Below are 19142 nucleotides of genomic sequence, written 5' to 3'. Positions count from 1 at the left end.
CGGCACCGCCTCTGCTCATCCGCGCCCCGCTGCGGCGTCTGCCCGAAGGATCCTCATGGCTGTCCTGTCCCCACCCAAGCCCTCGACCGACGAGGAGCGCACACCCCGTCGGATCGCCTTCCGTCAGAAGCGCGGCAAGTGGGATGTGAAGCTCTCCCCGTACCTGTACATCTCTCCGTTCTTCGTCCTCTTCGCGATCACCGGTCTGTTCCCGCTGGTCTACACAGCCTGGGTCTCGGTCCACGACTGGAACCTGCTCATCGGGCAGGGCGAGATGGTGGGCCTGCAGAACTACGTGGACGTGCTCCACCAGCCGAACTTCTGGAAGGCGCTGCGCAATACCTTCTCGATCTTCCTGCTGTCCTCGGTGCCGCAGGTGATCATCGCGATCATCCTCGCCGCGCTCCTCGACGCGAACATCCGCGCCAAGACCTTCTGGCGCATGGGCGTGCTGCTCCCCTACGTGGTCGCCCCCGTCGCCGTCGGCCTGATCTTCGGCCGCCTCTTCGCCGACCAGTCCGGCACGATCAACGCCGTCCTGGACATCATCGGCGTCGACCCGGTCCGCTGGCACGCCGAGATCCTGCCCAGCCACTTCGCGATCGCCACGATGGTGAACTTCCGCTGGACCGGCTACAACACCCTCATCTTCCTCGCGGCCATGCAGGCCGTGCCGCGCGAGCTCTACGAGGCCGCGATCATCGACGGCGCCGGGCGCCTGCGCCAGTTCTTCTCGGTCACCGTCCCGCAGCTGCGCGCGACCATCATCTTCGTGGTCATCACCTCGACCATCGGCGGTCTGCAGATCTTCGACGAGCCGCGCATGTTCGACCCCTCCGGCATGGGTGGCGCAGACCGTCAGTGGATGACGCTCACCATGTACATCTACGAGCTCGGCTGGGGCAACCAGAAGAGCTTCGGCCGCGCCGCAGCCGTCGCGTGGATCCTCTTCCTGCTCATCGTGGTGATCGGCGTCCTCAACTTCCTCATCACCCGGCGGATCTCGTCCTCGGGCACCCGGGCGGTGGCCCGCGCCAAGAAGAAGTCGCTGCGCGAGGCACCCCCGACTCCCCCGGCACCGACAGCACCCCTCGCCCCCACGGGCGTCGGCGTGCCCGCCGCAGCCGACCCGACCACCCAGCCAGACGACCTGCCCGACAACGGCACCACGACCACCGGGAGGACGCGATGAGCTCGGTCCCTGTCATCGCCCAGACCGCCGGCAAGGGCGCTGCTCGCAGCGCCGCCAAGCGGCGCCGCAACAAGGTCGGCGGAGCCGACCGCCGCCCCGGGTGGATCACGTACACGCTGCTCGGCATCGTGCTGCTCGTGTCCGTCTACCCGTTGCTCTACGTGTTCCTGCTCGGGTCCTCCGACCAGCTGACGATCTCGCAGAACCCGATCCCCAGCCTCATCCCGCAGGGCAACCTCCTCGAGAACTTCTCCCGCGTCTTCGAGTCGAACATCCCGCTCCTCAAGGGCTTCGTGAACTCGATGATCGTGGCCGTGCTGCAGTCGCTGTCGGTCGTGGTCTTCTCGACCCTCGCCGGCTACTCCTTCGCGAAGCTGCGCTTCCGCGGACGTGGCCCGCTGCTCGTCTTCGTCATCGCGACCATGGCGATCCCGACCCAGCTCGGCATCGTCCCGCTGTTCATCGTCATGTCCGAGATCGGCTGGTCCGGAAAGCTGATCGCCGTGATCGTGCCCGGCATGGTCACCGCCTTCGGTGTGTTCTGGATGACCCAGTACCTCGAGAACGCCCTGCCCTTCGAGCTCATCGAGGCGGCCCGCATGGACGGCGCGTCGATGATCCGCACGTTCTGGCACGTCGCCATGCCGGCAGCCCGTCCCGCCGCAGCGATGCTCGCGCTCTTCACCTTCATCGGCAGCTGGACGGCGTTCTTCTGGCCGTTCATCATCCTCAACGGGTCGAACCCGACCCTGCCCATGGTGATCCAGCAGCTCCAGGCGAACTACTTCCAGGACTACTCGCTCATCATGGCCGGTGTGCTGCTCTCGACGCTGCCGCTGATCTTCGTCTTCCTCTTCGCGGGCCGCCAGCTGGTCGCCGGCATCATGCAAGGAGCTGTCAAGGGATGACCACCTCGACCCCCACCCCCGGCCAGACCGCGACGACCACGCCCCTGGTCTTCCCCGAGGGCTTCGTCTGGGGCGCAGCGACAGCGGCGTTCCAGATCGAGGGCGCAGCGCACGAGGACGGCCGCAAGGACTCCATCTGGGACACCTTCTGCCGCGTGCCCGGCGCCGTGCTCGACGGCCACACCGGCGACGTCGCGTGCGACCACTACCACCGCTACGCCGACGACACCCGGCTCATGAGAGAGCTCGGCATCGGCGCGTACAGGTTCTCCTCGTCGTGGGCGCGGGTGCGCCCCGACGGCGTCGCCGGTCCGGGCGGGGTCAACCAGAAGGGGCTCGACTTCTACTCGCGCCTCGTCGACTCGCTCCTCGAGCAGGACATCCTGCCGTGGATCACGCTGTACCACTGGGACCTCCCCCAGGCCCTCGAGGACAAGGGCGGCTGGACCGACCGCGACACCGCGTACCTCTTCGCCGAGTACGCCGTCACGATGCACGAGGCCCTGGGCGACCGCGTCGGGGTGTGGACCACGCTCAACGAGCCGTGGTGCTCCTCCTTCCTCAGCTACACCGCCGGGGTGCACGCACCGGGCCGTCAGTCACGGCCCGATGGCCTCGCGGCGGCCCACCACCTGCTGCTCGGCCACGGCCTCGCGACGCAGGAGCTGCGCGCTCGTGCGCCCGAGGCGAACCTCGGTCTCACGCTCAACCTCACGGTCGCCGAACCCGTCGACCCGACCAACCCTGACGACGTCGACGCGGCACGCCGTATCGACGCGCAGTTCAACAGGGTGTTCGCCGACCCGATCTTCCACGGCGCCTACCCCGTCGACCTGCTCCAGGACCTCGACGAGCTCGGACTGGCCGAGGGCTTCCTCGAGCACGTGCACGACGGCGACCTCGAGATCATCTCGACGCCGATCGACACCCTGGGCGTGAACTACTACCACGGCGAGAGCGTGTCGAAGACCCCGGCCGCACCGACCGAAGAGCTGCACGGCGACGCACCCGTCGCCCGCGAGACCTCGGCCCCGTGGCCTGCCGCAGACGGTGTCTACTGGCACCCGACCGGCGCGCCCGTGACCGACATGGACTGGGAGATCCAGCCCGAGCTCCTCACCCGCCTGCTGGTGCGCATGCACGAGGAGTACACAGGGCCGAAGGGCATGCGCCTGTACGTGACCGAGAACGGCTGCGCCTACGACGACGTCGCCGGCCCGGACGAGCAGGTCGACGACCAGGACAGGCTCTCGTTCTACGACCTCCACCTGCGCGCGACGCACGAGGCTATCGCGCAGGGGGCCGACGTCGCGGGATACTTCGCATGGTCGCTGCTCGACAACTTCGAGTGGGCCTGGGGCTACAACAAGCGCTTCGGTATCGTCCGGGTGAACTATGAGACCCAGGAACGGACCGTCAAGGCGAGCGGTGCGTGGTACGGCGAGGTCGCCCGGACCGGCACAGTCCCGCCGCGCCGCGCCTGAGGCGCAGCGCACCACAGCACCGGGGCCCAGGCCCCACGAGGAGATCCGATGAGCATGCAGGTCCCGACGCTCGAAGAGGTGGCGCTGGCCGCCGGGGTGTCACGCTCGACAGCATCACGAGCGATCAACGGCGGCTCACGGGTCTCCGCCGAGGCGCAGGCCGCCGTCGACGACGCCGTCGCCCGGCTCGGGTTCGTCCCGAACCGGGCGGCGAGGTCGCTCGTCACCCGCCGCACCAACTCTGTCGCGCTCGTCGTCCCCGAGCCCGACGAGAGATTCCTCAACGACCCGTTCTTCGCGGCGACGCTGCGCGGCATGAACTCTGTGCTGAAGAACTCCGACCTCCAGCTCGTGCTGCTCATCGCCAAGCTCGACGAGTCGGCCGGGCGCATCGCGCAGTACCTGCGCAACGGGCACGTGGACGGCGCGATCGTCGTCTCCCACCACCGCAAGGACGGGCTCGAGGGTGCCATCGAGGCGTCCCGGCTGCCCGCGGTCTTCGTGGGTCGACCCTTCCACCCCTTCCCGGGTCTGCGCTGCGTCGACGTCGACAACGTCGGGGGCGGGAAGATCGCGACCGAGCACCTCGTCGCGCGCGGGTGCCGGCGCATCGCCCACATCGCCGGGCCGGGCGATATGACCGCGGGCGAAGACCGGCTCGAGGGCTTCCACGCGGCCCTGCGCGAGGCGGGCCTCGAGCCCGGCCCCGTGGTCCGCGGTGACTTCACCATCGCGACGGGGGCGTCGGCGATGGACCAGATCCTCGCCGAGGACCCGAGCATCGACGCGGTCTTCGCCGCCTCCGACCTCATGGCCAGCGGCGCCCTCCAGTCGCTCGCCGCGCACGGGCGCCGGGTGCCCGAGGACGTGGCCGTCATCGGCTACGACGACCTCGGCGTCGCCGACGACACCGTCCCCGCCCTCACGACCGTCGCCAACCCTGTGGTCCGGATGGCCCGCCTCGCGACCGAAGAGCTCCTCGTGACGCTCGGGGCGATCTCGGCGGAGGACCTCGCCGACCCGTCCGACACCGAGCTCCCACCGGTCGTGGACCCGACAGGCCGCTCTGTGCTCGCCCCCGTGCTGGTGCTGCGGGCCTCGAGCTGAGGTCCTCCCCTCCTCCGCCCGAGCACGTCCCCATCCCGGCACCCGTCCCACCGCGGCAGGTGTCCCGCGCGTGACGCCGAGGTCGGAGCCGAGCCTGGCGCAGGCGCGCGCTGGAGGCCGAGAACCCGGCTCCCCAGGTAGATTGGTCTGTGACGTGCCGCACAACGGCGCGTCGTCGACAGCGAGGAGACCACCGACGATGTCCACCCAGCAGACCGCCGCGACAGACCACGACACCGCAGCGAGCACCGACGACCTGACGGGCGACGCAGCCCGGACGGGGCGAGCGGCGCCGGCAGCGTCCGCAGAGTCCACGGCGACGAGCCACCCGAGCATGGCCCAGATCTCTGTCCCGTGGGCCAACGCCCTGGGGCAGCTCGCCGGCGCCGTCGAGATCCTCGGCTACGAAGAGGGTCTCCACGAGATGCTCGCGACCCCACGGCGCGAGATCAACGTGGCCGTCCCGCTGCGCCGCGACGACGGCAGGGTCGAGCTGTTCAAGGGCTTCAGGGTGCAGCACAACGTCTCGCGCGGGCCCGGCAAGGGCGGTCTGCGGTTCCACCCCAGCGTCGATGCCGACGAGGTGCGCGCCCTCGCGATGCTCATGACCTGGAAGTGTGCCGTCGTCGACCTACCCTACGGCGGTGCCAAGGGCGGCGTCGGCATCGACCCCCAGCAGTACAGCGAGCGCGAGCTCGAGCGCGTCACCCGCCGCTACACGAGCGAGATCATGCCGATGATCGGCCCGGAGCGCGACATCATGGCCCCCGACATGGGCACCAACGAGCAGACCATGGCCTGGGTGATGGACACCTACTCGGTGAGCCAGGGCTACACGATCCCCGGGGTCGTGACAGGCAAGCCCCTCGCCGTCGGCGGCTCCCTCGGACGGGCCACCGCCACCTCGCGCGGGGTCGTGCACGTGACCATCTCCGCCCTCGCCGAGGTCGGGGAGACGCTCACCGGCGCGACCGTCGCCATCCAGGGCTTCGGCAAGGTCGGTGCCCACGCCGCGACGATCTTCGCGGAGGAGGGTGCCCGCGTGGTCGCGGTCAGCGACCAGTTCGGCGGGGTCCACAACGCTGCGGGCATCGACGTGCCGCGCCTGCTCGACCACGTGGCAGCGACAGGCTCGGTCGTGGGCTTCGACGGCGCCGACCCGCTCGGCAACGACGCGCTCCTCGCCCTCGAGGTCGACGTCCTCGTCCCCGCGGCCATCGACGGGGTGCTCGACTCCCGCACGGCGCCGTCGGTCCGCGCGAGGTTCGTCGTCGAGGGCGCCAACGGCCCCACGACCTCGGAGGCCGACGCGATCCTCGCCGAGAAGGGTGTCGTGGTCGTCCCCGACATCCTCGCCAACGCCGGCGGTGTGGTCGTCTCGTACTTCGAGTGGGTCCAGTCGAACCAGACGTACTGGTGGGACGCGAACGAGATCGAGCAGAAGCTGGCCGATCGCATGCACTCGGCCTTCCGCGAGGTCGCCGCGACCTCACGTGCGCAGGGCATCACGCTGCGCGACGCAGCACTGGTGATCGGTGTGCGCAGGGTCGCCGAGGCGCACCAGATCCGTGGCCTCTACCCCTGATCTCCGGCCGTCGCAGACCGACGCAGCCCTGCACCCCTCGCGTGAGGGGTGCAGGGCTGCGTCGATGTGGGCGGTGGGCCTCGGTCGCCGAGCGGCTGGCTGTCTCTCAGTCGCCGAGCGGCTGGCTGTCTCTCAGTCGCCGAGCGGCAGCCTGTCTCTCAGTCGCCGAGTGGCTGGCGGTCGGCCCAGGCGTGCAGGTCGGTCCGCGGCCCTGTGAAGAAGGGCACCTCTTCGCGCACGTGGTGGCGCGCCTCGGTCGCGCGGAGGTCGCGCATGAGGTCGACGATCCGTGCGAGGTCGGCCGCCTCGAAGGCGAGCAGCCACTCGTAGTCGCCCAGGGCGAAGGCCTGGACGGTGTTCGCCCGGACGTCCTTGTAGCCCGCCGCCGCGATGCCGTGGTCGCGGAGCATGGTCGCGCGCTCCGCGGCCGGCAGCAGGTACCACTCGTAGGACCTCACGAAGGGGTACACGCAGATGTACTTCTCCGGGGCCTCGTCCGCCATGAAGGCCGGGACGTGACCGCGGTTGAACTCCGCCGGACGGTGCAGGCCGACGTTCGACCACACAGGCTCGAGGTGACGGCCGAGGTCGGAGGCGCGCAGGCGCTGGTAGGCCCCCTGGACGGACTCGATCGAGGGCCCGTGCCACCACACCATGAGGTCGGCGTCGGAGCGCAGGCCACCGACGTCGTACCAGCCGCGGATCGTCAGGTCGGTGTCGACCCCCGAGTCCGCGCCACCGACCGAGGCCAGGGCGGCGTCGACGATCTCGGCACGCTCGGCGGCGTCGGTCGGGAGGGTCTGGACCGTCGAGAAGACCGACCACATCGTGTAGCGCACGGCCTCGTTGATGTCGTCCGTCGGGACGGTCTCGCCGGTGTCGGGACGGTGGTGCAGGTGCTGGTCGCTCATGGCGTGCTGGCTCTCTTCGTCGCGGGTCAGGAGTTCAGGGCTTCTGAGCACAGCGCGGGCACGCCGCTGTCCTCGCCGTCACGGCGACGGCAGCAGCCGGGCCGGCACACGGACCTGTAGGCGGGCAGGGTGCCGACGGTCTGCTGGACGATCTCGTCGCCGCGGGCCAGGGCGGCCCGCTCGAGGACGAGGTCGACCAGACCGGAGACGAAGGGCGCCCGGGTGCTCACGGTCCCGGCGCGCACGGCGGCGAGGCCGAGCTCGGCGGCCGTGGCGATCGCCTCGGTGTCGAGGTCGTAGGCGACCTCCATGTGGTCGGAGATGAACCCGATCGGCGAGATCACGACAGAGCGCACACCCGACTCGGCGAGCTCGCCGAGGTGGTCGTTGACGTCGGGCTCGAGCCACGGCTGGCTCGGCGGGCCGGAGCGCGAGCAGTACGCGAGCGTCCACTCGACGGGGTGGCCGAGGACCGTCGAGACCTCGGCGGCGACCACGGCGGCGAGGTCGAGGTGCTGCTGCGAGTACGTCGCACCGGAGACTGCCGAGGCGGCCTCCATGGTGTCCGGGATCGAGTGCGTGACGAAGACGAGGCGGGCCTCGGCTGCGAGCTCGGCACCGTCCTTCTCCGCGAGCGCACGGTAGCCGTCCACGACGGCGTCGATGTTGGCCTGGGCGAAGCCGGGGTGGTTGAAGTACGAGCGCACCTTGTCGAACTGGACGCTGCGCGACCCCTCGGGGCCGAGGTCGCCGAGCCCGTCGAGGGTCACGGCGAGGTCTTCGCGGTACTGGCGGCAGCCGGAGTACGAGGAGTACGCGCTCGTGACGAGGGCGACGGCGCGCTGGACACCCATCTCTTTGAGCTGCTCGACGGCGTCGCGCGTGTACGGCTCCCAGTTGCGGTTGCCCCACACGACCGGCAGGTCGATGCCGCGAGCGGCGAGCTCGCCCTCGAGGGCCGCCTGGAGGGCGAGGTTCTGCTCGTTGATCGGGCTCTTGCCGCCGAAGCCGTAGTAGTGCTCGCCGACCTCTTCGAGGCGGGAGTCGGGGATCCCCTTGCCGGCGGTGACGTTGCGGAGGAAGGGGACGACGTCTTCGGGCTTGTTGGGGCCTCCGAAGGAGTACAGCAGGAGGGCGTCGTAGGGCAGCTGGGGGCCGCGGGTGGTCTCGGCAGCCGTGCCGGGAGCAGCCTCGGTGTCTGGGGTGAGGGCCATGTGAGCCATCTTCGCACCGCTGGACAACCCCGCCACCGCGAGGGTCGGGCTGCGCGGTGTGAGTTTGACACGACAGAACGTCAGGTCGTCTGAGAGCCTGCCGCCGGGCGCCCCTGCGGGTAGCGGCAGCCCTGGTCCTCGTCGTGCGGGGTGACGAGAGCGTGCGCGGCGTGGTGCAGCAGAGCGCTCACGTCGGCGAGGTCGAGGACCACCTGCTGGCAGTGGCCGCACCTGTGGAGATGGCTGTCGTACCGCTCCTCCGAGGCCGGGGCGAGCACGCCGCAGGGGCGCAGGTCGATGCGCGGGACCATCCAGGCGCAGCCTGGCGGCGTCGACGGCGCCTCGACGATCTCCGCGAGCCACCGGGTCCGCAGCTCGACCTCCGCGACCCTCTGGAGCGCGTACAGGTCGTCGCCGTGGACACCGGCCAGGAGGGCGACCGAGCTCTTCGGCTCGTCCTCGACCACCCTGTACCAGAGCACCGTGCGGGACTGCGCCGACAAGGCCCCGAAGGCACGGACGACGAGCGGGACGTGCGAGCGCAGGGCCCAGGGGCTCTCGGCGAAGAGCGTGCGGTAGAGGTGGAGGCGGAACGGTCCGTCCACGTCGCAGCCTGCCGAGATCTCGAGGAGGACGTCGGCGAAGGCGCGGTTCACGGCGGACTCGGACGGGCTGCCCGGCGGCGACCACCGGCCTGCGAAGTCGTAGGCGGCCTGGCGGTGACGTCGCCAGAGCTCGAGGAAGGCGTCGACGTCTCCAGTGCTGACGTCCTCGACGAGAGCGGCGTCGGCTGGGCCCACCGAGCCTTCGGCGAGGTCGGTGTCGGTGTCTGTCGGGACATCGGTGAACATCTGAGACCCCTCCTGCGGCGAGCACCCCCTGCGACGCCGTGCGTCGATCATCCCAGGTGCCGAGCCGCTCGCGCAGAGGGGAACCCGCAGCGCGTCCGGCGGCGGGCTCGTGGAGCCGTCTCTCTCGTGACCATCTCAGGACCGCCGTCGGCCTGGTGCTGCGGCTGCTCGCGGGTCTGATCGCCGCCACACCACATCCGGGGCCAGGCCGCTGAGAGACAGATCACCCTCGACCGCGTTTGTCAGGAGGGTGGACAAACCCCGAAGTCTCGTTAGGCTCGACCTCGTGACCACTGCTGACCACCTCGGGCTCGTCCCTGCTCCAGCCCGCGCCGAGACCGGCTCCGGAGCCCCGTTCGTGGCTCGAGAGGGCGTCCTCGTCGCCGTCGACGAGGCCCTGCGACCAGCCGCCCGCTGGTGGGCCGGGGTCGTCTGCGCGGCGCACGCCATCGAGACCGTGCTGGCGGGGTCGGCGGACCCTGCTGCGAGGGCCGGCGGAGCGCGGTGGTCGCGCGCGAACTTCCGGCTCGCGCCCGCGCCCGCGCCTGGCCCAGCAGAGCAAGCAGCGACAAGGCCGACGGGGCCGGCTGGGCCGAGAGCCGGCGGCTACAGGCTCCGGGTGAACCAGTCCGAGGTCGACGTCGAGGCCGACGACCTGCCCGGTGCCTTCGCGGCCGCCCAGACCCTGCGCCAGCTCGCCGGCCCTGACGCCTTCAGGCGTGCGCCGCTGCGCACCGACCGCAGCGGGCTGACGCTCCCGGCCGTCGACGTCTCCGACTCCCCTCGCTTCGCCTGGCGCGGGATGCTGCTCGACGTCGCCCGGCACTTCATGCCCGTGCACGACGTGCTGCGCCTCGTCGAGCTCGCGGCCGCCCACAAGCTCAACGTGCTCCAGCTGCACCTGACCGACGACCAGGGCTGGCGCATGCAGGTGCTGCGCTACCCCCTGCTCACGGCAGTCGGCGGGTGGCGCACCGAGACGGGGGTGGGCACCTGGCGCAGCGACCGCACCGACGGGCAGCCGCACGGCGGCTGGTACACGCAGGACGACCTGCGCGAGATCGTCGCCTACGCCCGCGAGCGCGGGGTCGTCGTCGTGCCCGAGATCGACGTCCCGGGTCACGTCGAGGCGGCAGTGGCCGCCTACCCCGAGCTCGGCACCCGCAAGCAGCCGCACACAGTCCGTACCACCTGGGGCGTGAGCACCGAGGTGCTCGACCCCTCCGACGAGACCCTCGAGTTCTTCAGGCACGTGCTCGACGAGGTCCTCGACGTGTTCGACTCCCCCTGGGTCGCGCTCGGCGGTGACGAGGTCCCGACCACCCTGTGGCTCGAGAACCCGTCGATCGTCGAGCGGGCCGCCGCGCTCGGCCTGCCCGACGCACGGCACCTGCACGGGTGGTTCGTCGACAGGCTGTGCGAGCACGTGATCGCCGCCGGACGTCGACCGGTCGTGTGGGACGAGGCCTTCACGCCGACGCTCCCCGTCGAGACCGTCGTGACGGCGTGGCGCGGCATCAGCGTGGGCGCCGCGGCGATCGAGGCCGGGCACGACGTGGTCATGGCCCCCGAGCAGGTGGTGTACCTGGACCACCGGGCGGGCGAGCACCCCGACGAGCCGACACCCGTGGGGTTCGTCCGGACCGTCGCCGACGTCTACGCCTTCGACCCGCTGCCGGGCGCCGTGCGCGCCGCGCACCCAGGCCTCGACGAGGCGCCCGGGCGTCTCGTGGGCGTGCAGGCCCAGGTGTGGACCGAGCACCTCGACTCTCCCCGACGCGTCGACTTCGCGACCTTCCCCAGGCTCGCGGCCTTCGCGGAGGTCGCCTGGTCGCCCGAGGCCGACCGCGCACCCGGGTCGCCGGCCTCCGAGGCGTTCCTCGAGAGGCTGCGGACCGTGCACCTGCCGCGCCTGGACGCGGCAGGGGTCGAGTACCGCCCGCTCGACGGGCCGCTGCCCTGGCAGGCTCGACCTGGCGCACCCGGCTTCCCGCGCGACCTCGCGGCGGAGATGGCCGCTGCGGGGTGGGACGGCGCAGGCGGCTGGCACGAGGGCGACTCGCAGGACGACGTGCGCGAGGCGGCGCCGTCCGCGGCTCCCGCGACTCCCGCGACTCCCGCGACTCCCGCGACCGACGGTCTCGCGTGACGGCCAGCCGTGTCGAGACCGTCGTCCACGGCGTCCGTCTGCCTGACGCCTCGTCGACGACGGGGCTGACCGAGCCCGTCGACCTGCACCTCGGCCGCCGGGTGATCGCGGTGTCGCCGGCCGGTCGCCGGCCGACGGGCGTCGACGTGCTCGACGGTGACGGCCGTGTCGCCCTGCCCGGGCTGGTCGACGCGCACGTGCACGGCGAGGCAGCCGTGCTCGATCCCGAGGTGCAGCACGCCATGCTGCGCCAGGGGGTGACGAGCATCGTCGTCGGGCAGGACGGGGTGTCCTTCGCACCCTCGCACGTGCCCGGCGCTGAATCCATGCGGTCAGCCGGCGCAGCGCCCTCTCGCGCAGCCGGTGCCGGTGCCTGTGCCTGTGCCGACCGCACCCCGGCCCCGCACCCGTCCTCGTCCGCGAGCGCGAGCGCAGACCTCGACGCGACCACGTGGGCGAGCCGGTACTTCTCCGCGATCAACGGCGACCACCCGACCTTCGGCGGCGGCGGGGTCGCCGACCTCCTCGCGACCTACGACGGCACCACCCCGGTCAACGTCGCCTATCTCGTCCCGCACGGCACGCTGCGCTACGCCCTGCTCGGCGACAGCGACAGGACCGCGACCCCCGCCGAGCGCGACCTGCTCGTCGCAGCCCTCGTCGACGGGCTCGACGCCGGTGCTGTCGGCATGTCGACGGGTCTCGAGTACGTCCCGGCTGCCTACGCGGACCGCGAGGAGCTCGTCGCGCTGGCCCGGGTGCTCGTCGGTCGCGGACTGCCTCACGTGAGCCACATGCGCGGGTACGAGGACAGGGCGGGCGCTGCGATGGCCGAGCTCGTCTCGATCGCCGCCGAGACCGGCGTCGCCACCCACGTCTCGCACTACCACGGACCGGCCGCGGAGCTCGCGGGCTACGTCGACGACGCGCTCGCCTCCGGCCTGGACATCAGCTTCGACTCCTACCCGTACCTGCGCGGCGCGTCGATCCTCTCGATGGTCGCGCTGCCGACCTGGCTGCCGATCGCCGACCCGGAGCGGACCGTCGCTGCGCTGCGCGACCCGGCGGTGCTGGCCCGCCTGCGCACCGAGCACCTGCCGGGGCTCGTCGACCTGTGGCCCCGCGTGACGATGGCGTCGGTGCCGGGCGAGCACGTGTGGGCCGAGGGGCTCTCCCTCGTCGAGGTCGCGCGGCGCCTCAACCTCTCCCCCGCGGACACCGCCGTCGAGCTCCTGGTCAGCACAGGGCTGCGGGCCGGGTGCGTCTTCGCCCAGCCGCCGACCAACTCCGCTGCCTCGGTCCTCGCGCTCTCGACGCACCCTGCCCAGATGGGTGGCTCGGACGCCATCTACGCCGGTGGGCGCCCGCACCCGCGCGGCTGGGGTGCCTTCGCCCGGATGCTCGCCCAGGTGCGCTCAGGCGACTGGACGTGGTCGGAGGCGCAGCACCACCTGTCGACGGCCGCTGCACGTCGCTTCGGGCTCGCCGGGCGCGGGTCGCTCGAGGTCGGGTCGGTCGCCGACGTGGCCCTGGTCGACCCCGGGACGGTCCGGGACCTCGCGACCTACGACGAGCCGCGACGGCTGGCGACGGGCGTCACCGACGTCGTCGTCGCGGGACGGCGGGTGCTCTCCGACGGCGAGCTCACAGGACTCACCCCCGGCCGGTCGCTCCGGCCGTCGACCACGACCACTACCGCGCCCGCGCCCGCGCCCGCATCAGCGCACCGCACAGGAGGACGAGCATGAGCGAGCAGGACCGCACAGCGAGCACGACCAGTCACGGCCTGGAGGGTGTCGCCTCGGGCTCTGCCGAGACCCGTGGGACAGCGATCGGCAGCGACACCGTCGGTCCACGGACCAAGGGGCTCGCTCTCGGCGCACCGACGATCCTCGCGGAGGTGACAGCAGACCTCCCGTCGATGACAGGTGACACCTTCGGCTGGCCGCTGCTCACCCTCGACGACGCGGCCCTCGAGCACAATCTCACCACGATGGCCGAGGTCTGCCGGGCCTCCGGGGTGCTGCACGCACCCCACGTGAAGACGACGATGTCGCGGCAGGTCTTCGCGCGGCAGCAGGCCCACGGTGCCTGGGGTGCGACCGTCGCCAACCCCGCCCAGCTGCACACCGTCGTCGACTGGGGTGCGCGCAGGGTGTTCCTCGCCAACGAGATGGTCGACCCACGCGAGACCCGACGGCTGCGGACCCTCGTCGAGGCGTCGGACCCTCTCGACCCTCTCGAGGTATGGCTCTACGTCGACTCCGCCTACGGTGTGCGGCTGCTCGCGACGGCCTTCGCCGACGCCGCACCCGAGGTCCGCGAGCGGGTCGGCGTGCTCGTCGAGGTCGGGGTCGCCGGCGGCAGGACCGGCACCCGCGGGCCCGAGCAGGCGCTCGACCTCGCCCGCTCCGTCGCAGGTGCTGGCCTGCGGCTGGTCGGCGTCGCCGGGTACGAGGGGTCTGCCGCCTCGGGCACCACCCCAGACGACCTCGCCCGCGTCGCGGCGTACTGCAGGTCCTTGCGCGAGGTCGCCGGGCTCTTCGTCGAGACGGGCCTGGTGGGTCAAGACGGCTCCCCCGTCGTGGTCTCCGCAGGGGGCAGCTCCTTCCTCGACGTCGTGGTCGCCGAGCTGCCCGGACCCCTCGACGTCCCCGACGGCCGGACGACACCTGTCGACGTCCTCGTGCGCTCAGGCGCCTACGTCACGCACGACCACGGATTCTGCGAGCGCATGGACCCCTGGCGGCGCATCCCCGGCGGCGTCCCGATGCGTGCGGCGGCGACGGTCTGGGCCCAGGTGCTCTCGGCTCCTGAGCCGGGGCTCGTCGTGCTGGGTGCGGGTCGGCGCGACCTCGCCTACGACCTCGACCTCCCGGTCGCCCTGTCGGTGCGCCGCGTGGACGACGACGGTGTGCTCGCGCCGCCCGAACCTCTCGACGGTGCGCGCGTGACAGGGCTCAACGACCAGCACCTGTTCCTCGCCGTCGACGACCTCGCGCCCGGCACGCCTGCGCTGGGACCCGGCGACGTGGTCGGGCTCGGCATCTCCCACCCGTGCACGCTCTTCGACAAGTGGCGGGTCGCAGCGGTCGTCGACGCCGAGGACCGGGTCGTCGAGCTGGTCACCACAGACTTCTGAGCCAGAGGACGCCCTCCGTCTGCCCCTGTGCCTGTCCGTGTCACACGATCCCCCCCGCACCCCGCACCCCGCACCCCGCACCCCGCACCCCGCACCCCGAGGAGTCTCGATGACCACCCCCGCAGCCAAGACCCCCATCAGCACCCCGCACGCCCCGGCGCCCGCGCACACCTTCCACCAGGGGGTCCGCAAGGGTCCCTTCGTCCAGGTATCGGGGCAGGGCCCCGTCGACCCCGAGACCAGCGAGTACCTGTTCCCGGGCGACGTCGCCGCGCAGACCACCCGGACCCTCGAGAACGTCCGGGCGATCGTCGAGGCGTCGGGAGCGAGCTTTGACGACGTCGTCATGCTGCGCGTCTACCTCACGACGCGTGACGACTTCGCCGCGATGAACGAGGCCTACGGAGCCTTCGTCGCGCAGCACTGCCCCTCAGGCGTCCTGCCCAGCCGCACGACGGTGATGACAGGCCTGCCGCGCGAGGAGATGCTCGTCGAGATCGACGCCTTCGCGATCACCGACTGACGTCGCAGCCTCGGGTCGCGGCGTCGCCCGGCCAGCGGACGCGACACTGCGGGCACGGTCTCGTGCCGAGCACGGTCGTGCCGGCTCGATGCCGCCAGGCACGATGCGGCGGTCGGCGCACGCAGGCTCAGCGCTTGGCCCACGCCCAGCGCGGGCTGTCGAGCGGGCCCTCCCGGCCGTCGACGAGCGTCTCACCGACCGACTTCACGAGGTGCACCCGCTCGACGCTCGGCCGCCAACGCTGCCTGCGACGCTCCTCGTCGAGGGCGTCGAGGAGGATCTGCGAGTGCGTCACGAGGATTGTCTGCGTCCGCTCGGCGCTCGCGAGCACGAGGCGCGCGAGGGCGGGCAGCAGGTCCGGGTGCAGGCTCGTCTCGGGCTCGTTGAGCACCAGCAGCTCGGGCGGCCGGGGCGAGCCGAGGGCTGCGAGCAGCAGCAGGTAGCGCAGCGTCCCGTCCGAGAGCTCGGCCGTCGACAGCGGGCGGAGCAGACCAGGCTGGTGCAGCGCGAGACGGAAGAGCCCCGCGTCGGAGGTCACCTGGAGCTCGGAGCCCGGGAAGGCGTCGTCGACGGCTCGCTCGAGCTCTCCGTCGGCAGACATCCACTGGATGGTCGCGAGGGCTGCGGCGAGATCCGCCCCGTCGTCGGCCAGGACGGGCGTCTGCGTGCCGATGTGCGCTGCGCGGGCCGGGGCGTGCGGGTCGGTCCGGAACTGGTCGTAGAACCGCCAGTCCCGCAGGTCGCGGCGCACCCGGAGCATCTCCGGGGCACCGGTGTCGTCGACGAACTCGTCGATCATCGACTCCGAGGTCCGCAGGTCGCGGCTCGACTCCGTCCAGCGGCCCGCGTCGTCGCGGGTCCGCACGTGCCCTCGGCGCCGTTCCGCCTGGAGGGTCGCGGGGCGCAGCACGCCGCCCGACCAGACCGTCTCGGTCTTGATCTCCGGGTCGAGGGCGAAGGGCGAGTCCTGGCTGGTCTGCGGCAGACCCAGGTCGATCGCGTACCCGAGGTCAGGTCCGCTGAAGCCCAGGCGCAGCGCGACAGGACCCGTCCGACGCGTCCCCTCGGTGATCCCGCCCGGCCGCGTCCCGTGCTGCGGGCCCGCCCACAGAGTCGAGGGCAGTCCGCCCTCGGCAGCCAGCGCGCCGACCACGCGCCCCTGACCGCACGCGGCGAGCAGCCTGAGCGCCCTGAAGAAGTTCGACTTGCCGCTCCCGTTGGCCCCGGTGACCACGGTCAGCTGCCCGAGGTCGACCACGAGGTCGCGCAGCGTGCGGTAGCCCTCGACGGCGACGGTCTGGATCATGGGCAGAGCCTACGAGGTGGCGGTGACACCCGGCACCGGCACCAGCCACCGGCGGCTGCCTGCGCCCGGCAGCCCCGTCAGCGCCCAGCAGCGCTCGTCAGCGCCCGAGGCGGCGTTCCCGCTGGGAGTAGGCGCGCAGCGCGCGAAGGTAGTCGACCCTGCGGAAGTCGGGCCAGTAGGCCTCGCAGAAGTAGAACTCCGAGTGAGCCGACTGCCACAGCAAGAACCCGCCGAGACGCTGCTCGCCCGAGGTGCGGATGACCAGCTCCGGGTCGGGCTGGCCGCGGGTGTAGAGGTGCTGGCCGATGTGGTCGACGTCGATCGCGGCCGCGACCTCGTCGAGGGTGTCCCCGGCGGCGGCGCGCTCGGTGAGGAAGGCACGGACCGCGTCGGCGATCTCGTGGCGTCCGCCGTAGCCGATCGCGACGTTGACCTGGAGCCCTTCGACGTCGTCGGTCTGAGCCTGGGCGGCGCGCAGACGGTCGGCGAAGGCCTCGGGCAGCAGGTCGAGGCGGCCCACCACGCGCAGGCGCCAGCGCCGGCTGCGGGACAGGGCGTCGACCGAGTCGCCGATGATCCCGAGGAGGGCGTCGAGCTCTTCGGCCCCGCGGGACAGGTTGTCCGTCGAGAGCATCCACAGGGTGACGACCTCGATGCCGAGCTCTTCGCTCCAGCCGAGGAACTCTTCGATGCGGTCGGCGCCGCGGCGGTGGCCGTGGGCCGCGGGCTCGCCGAAGGACTTGGCCCACCGACGGTTGCCGTCGAGGATCACGCCGACGTGGCGCGGGAGCGGCTGCGAGGAGAGCGCTGCGGCGACGCGTCGTTCGTAGAGCCCGTAGAGCAGGTGGGGCATGCGCACGCGGATTCCTCCGGGAGAGACAGGACAGTGTTTCCACGGTACCGGAGGCGGTGGTGGGAGATGCGCAGCGTCGGCGAAGATGTCTTCACAGGACACCGGGCCCACGGCGGCTAACCTACGGCAGCGTAGGTTAGGGTCGGGGATGGCCGGACGGGTGCCTGCAGCACCCTCTGCAGCGCCCCTTGCCCGTCCGCCGAGAACCCCGGAGCACCCCGCCTCGGTGCGCCACCCCGAGCAGCGCCGCGAGCACCGACGACCACCAGGAGCCCCTCATGGCCAAGACCTCCCCGGCCGACGCACCCGGCCCGTCCACCGAGCCCGACGGCCCGCTCGAGCGTGTCGCAGACGCTGCCGAGGCCGTCGTCGACGCCATCAAGCCACGGCTGCGCGGATGGATCCACGCTGGCACGTTCCCCGTGGCACTGGTCGCCAGCATCGTCCTCGTCGTGCTCGCCCCGCCCGTCGCCGGCAAGGTGTCCACGGCGATCTTCGGCTTCACCGCGATCTTGCTCTTCGGCACCTCGGCGGTCTACCACCGCGGGACCTGGTCCCCCCGGGTGCACGCCGCGCTGCGCCGGGCAGACCACTCGAACATCTTCCTCATCATCGCCGGGACGTGCACGCCCCTCGCGGTCCTGCTGCTGCCGAAGGCCTCGGCGGTCACGCTGCTCGTCACCGTCTGGGCCGGGGCGCTGCTCGGGCTCGCCGCGCGGATGATCTGGATCGGCGCGCCGCGCTGGGTCTACGTGCCCGTCTACATCGCGCTCGGCTGGGTGGCCGTCTTCTACATGCCCCAGTTCGCCAGCAACGGGAGCCCGGCGATCGTGTGGCTCGTGGCGGTCGGCGGTCTCGCGTACAGCGTCGGAGCCCTCGTCTACGGCCTCAAGCGCCCCAACCCGAGCCCGCAGTGGTTCGGCTTCCACGAGATCTTCCACGTGCTCACCGTGGTTGGCTACGGCTGCCACTACGCGGCGATCCTCGTCGCCGTCCTCATCGTCCGCTGACCCCTCGCTCCAGCGTCACGCCCGACACACCCGCCGGGGAGACCCGGCCGCCGGGTCAGGCCTGCTGCGACGGGTCGGCCGGGACCGTCGTGTAGCGGCGGTTCGCCAGCGAGGGGTTGCGGTCACGCTCGACGGCCACGCCATCGGGGTCGACGTCTGCGGTCCGGTACGCCGGGGTGTCGCCGAGCTCGATCGCGACCGAGCCGTCGGGACCCACCAGCAGCGAGTGCCCGGAGACCCCCTTGCCAGCCTGGCCCACGGCCACCACGGCGCTGACGTTCTCGATCGCGCGGGCCTGCGCGAGGATCCGCCACTGCTCGACCTTGCCGCGCCCCGCTGCCCACGCCGCCGGGACGACGAGCACCTGCGCGCCAGCGTCGACAAGACGGCGGGCGCTCTCGGGGAACCGCAGGTCGTAGCAGGTCATCACGCCGACCTGCAGACCGGCGACGGTCACGACCAGGGGCGCCGCCGCAGGGTCCCCCGCAGCGAGACGGTCGGACTCGCGGTGACCGAAGGCGTCGTAGAGGTGCACCTTGCGGTACGTCCCGACGACCTCGCTGCCACGGACCACGACGACGACGTTGCCCGGCAGACCTCCGTCGGTCGCCGCGAGCACCATCCCGGCCACCACGGTCAGCGGGCCGCCCGTGCGGGTCGCACCCTCGACGGCACCGCCCGAGGCGACCTGCCGGGAGGTGAGCTCGCGCAGCGTGCTGACGAAGGGCCCGTCGAGGGTCTCGGCGTGCTCGGCGCCTACCCCGGCAGGGTCGTAGCCGTTCGCGTACTCGGGCAGGACGAGCAGGTCGCTCGACACCCGCAGCGCCTCGGCGACCGCGTGCCGCACGACGACGAGGTTGGCGGAGTGGTCCCCGCTCACCTCGGTCTGGGCGATGGTGACGCGCAC

16 protein-coding genes are annotated in these 19142 nt (G+C 71.9%); 10 read left to right on the top strand and 6 right to left on the bottom strand.

All coding sequences use genetic code 11. From position 1 onward, the window contains the following. Positions 1-55 precede the first annotated feature (55 nt). The 5 genes from SANBI_RS04110 to SANBI_RS04090 all read left to right on the top strand — a co-directional run bounded on the left by SANBI_RS04110 (position 56) and on the right by SANBI_RS04090 (position 6276). Positions 56-1192 carry a carbohydrate ABC transporter permease gene (locus tag SANBI_RS04110; RefSeq protein ID WP_319159204.1) on the top strand — a complete coding sequence of 379 codons (1137 nt, stop codon included), beginning with the start codon at positions 56-58 and terminating at the stop codon, positions 1190-1192. Next, a complete protein-coding gene (locus tag SANBI_RS04105; RefSeq protein WP_319159201.1) occupies positions 1189-2100 on the top strand; it encodes a carbohydrate ABC transporter permease in 912 nt (303 codons plus the stop codon). Before SANBI_RS04110 ends, SANBI_RS04105 begins: the two co-directional genes overlap by 4 nt. Beyond that, positions 2097-3584 carry a GH1 family beta-glucosidase gene (locus SANBI_RS04100; RefSeq protein WP_319159198.1) on the top strand — a complete coding sequence of 496 codons (1488 nt, stop codon included), beginning with the start codon at positions 2097-2099 and terminating at the stop codon, positions 3582-3584. The genes SANBI_RS04105 and SANBI_RS04100 overlap by 4 nt, the downstream gene beginning before the upstream one ends. A gap of 48 nt (positions 3585-3632) precedes the next feature. Further along, entirely contained in the window at positions 3633-4691 is a 1059-nt protein-coding gene (locus tag SANBI_RS04095) for a LacI family DNA-binding transcriptional regulator (RefSeq protein WP_319159195.1), read from the top strand. 334 nt (positions 4692-5025) lie between these two features. After that, positions 5026-6276 carry a Glu/Leu/Phe/Val family dehydrogenase gene (locus SANBI_RS04090; protein WP_319161175.1) on the top strand — a complete coding sequence of 417 codons (1251 nt, stop codon included), beginning with the start codon at positions 5026-5028 and terminating at the stop codon, positions 6274-6276. A 158-nt stretch (positions 6277-6434) separates the two neighbouring features. Here the strand turns inward: SANBI_RS04090 and hemQ are convergent, their stop codons facing one another. The 3 genes from hemQ to SANBI_RS04075 form a co-directional block, all read right to left on the bottom strand. Then, positions 6435-7187, bottom strand: a complete 753-nt coding sequence (gene hemQ / locus SANBI_RS04085) for a hydrogen peroxide-dependent heme synthase (RefSeq protein WP_056137127.1) — start codon at positions 7185-7187, stop codon at positions 6435-6437. Positions 7188-7213: 26 nt separating this feature from the next. After that, positions 7214-8401, bottom strand: coding sequence for a ferrochelatase (locus SANBI_RS04080; RefSeq protein ID WP_082544253.1), 1188 nt, complete (start codon positions 8399-8401; stop codon positions 7214-7216). A gap of 80 nt (positions 8402-8481) precedes the next feature. Next, positions 8482-9252 (bottom strand): RNA polymerase sigma factor, encoded by a 771-nt coding sequence (locus tag SANBI_RS04075; RefSeq protein WP_319159190.1) that lies wholly within the window; start codon positions 9250-9252, stop codon positions 8482-8484. 286 nt (positions 9253-9538) lie between these two features. On the opposite strand from SANBI_RS04075, the gene SANBI_RS04070 reads away from it, so the two are divergent. The 4 genes from SANBI_RS04070 to SANBI_RS04055 all read left to right on the top strand — a co-directional run bounded on the left by SANBI_RS04070 (position 9539) and on the right by SANBI_RS04055 (position 15066). Further along, entirely contained in the window at positions 9539-11401 is a 1863-nt protein-coding gene (locus SANBI_RS04070) for a beta-N-acetylhexosaminidase (protein WP_319159189.1), read from the top strand. Then, positions 11398-13149: an N-acyl-D-amino-acid deacylase family protein gene (locus tag SANBI_RS04065; protein ID WP_319159187.1), complete on the top strand. Its 1752-nt coding sequence runs from the start codon at positions 11398-11400 to the stop codon at positions 13147-13149. Before SANBI_RS04070 ends, SANBI_RS04065 begins: the two co-directional genes overlap by 4 nt. After that, on the top strand, positions 13146-14543 hold the full coding sequence (locus SANBI_RS04060; RefSeq protein ID WP_319159184.1) for an alanine racemase: 1398 nt from the start codon (positions 13146-13148) through the stop codon (positions 14541-14543). Before SANBI_RS04065 ends, SANBI_RS04060 begins: the two co-directional genes overlap by 4 nt. 109 nt (positions 14544-14652) lie before the next feature. Further along, positions 14653-15066, top strand: a complete 414-nt coding sequence (locus tag SANBI_RS04055; protein ID WP_319159181.1) for a RidA family protein — start codon at positions 14653-14655, stop codon at positions 15064-15066. A 127-nt stretch (positions 15067-15193) separates the two neighbouring features. Here the strand turns inward: SANBI_RS04055 and SANBI_RS04050 are convergent, their stop codons facing one another. Together SANBI_RS04050 and SANBI_RS04045 are read right to left on the bottom strand one after the other, a co-directional pair. Next, positions 15194-16372, bottom strand: coding sequence for an AAA family ATPase (locus SANBI_RS04050; RefSeq protein WP_319159179.1), 1179 nt, complete (start codon positions 16370-16372; stop codon positions 15194-15196). A 97-nt stretch (positions 16373-16469) separates the two neighbouring features. Further along, a complete protein-coding gene (locus tag SANBI_RS04045; protein ID WP_319159177.1) occupies positions 16470-17231 on the bottom strand; it encodes an isoprenyl transferase in 762 nt (253 codons plus the stop codon). 272 nt (positions 17232-17503) lie between these two features. On the opposite strand from SANBI_RS04045, the gene trhA reads away from it, so the two are divergent. Next, a complete protein-coding gene (trhA, locus tag SANBI_RS04040; RefSeq protein ID WP_319159174.1) occupies positions 17504-18235 on the top strand; it encodes a PAQR family membrane homeostasis protein TrhA in 732 nt (243 codons plus the stop codon). Between the two features lie 55 nt (positions 18236-18290). Here trhA and SANBI_RS04035 read toward each other — a convergent pair whose 3' ends face one another. Then, the gene (locus tag SANBI_RS04035; RefSeq protein WP_319159172.1) at positions 18291-19142 is read right to left on the bottom strand and encodes a nitrilase-related carbon-nitrogen hydrolase; all 852 of its coding nucleotides are present in this window, start codon (positions 19140-19142) and stop codon (positions 18291-18293) included.

It is taken from the genome of Sanguibacter biliveldensis, assembly GCF_033798665.1.
GTDB classification, from domain to species: domain Bacteria; phylum Actinomycetota; class Actinomycetes; order Actinomycetales; family Cellulomonadaceae; genus Sanguibacter; species Sanguibacter inulinus.
Note: the sequence above shows the minus strand (reverse complement) of the source record. Positions and strands in the feature narration are given on the sequence as shown.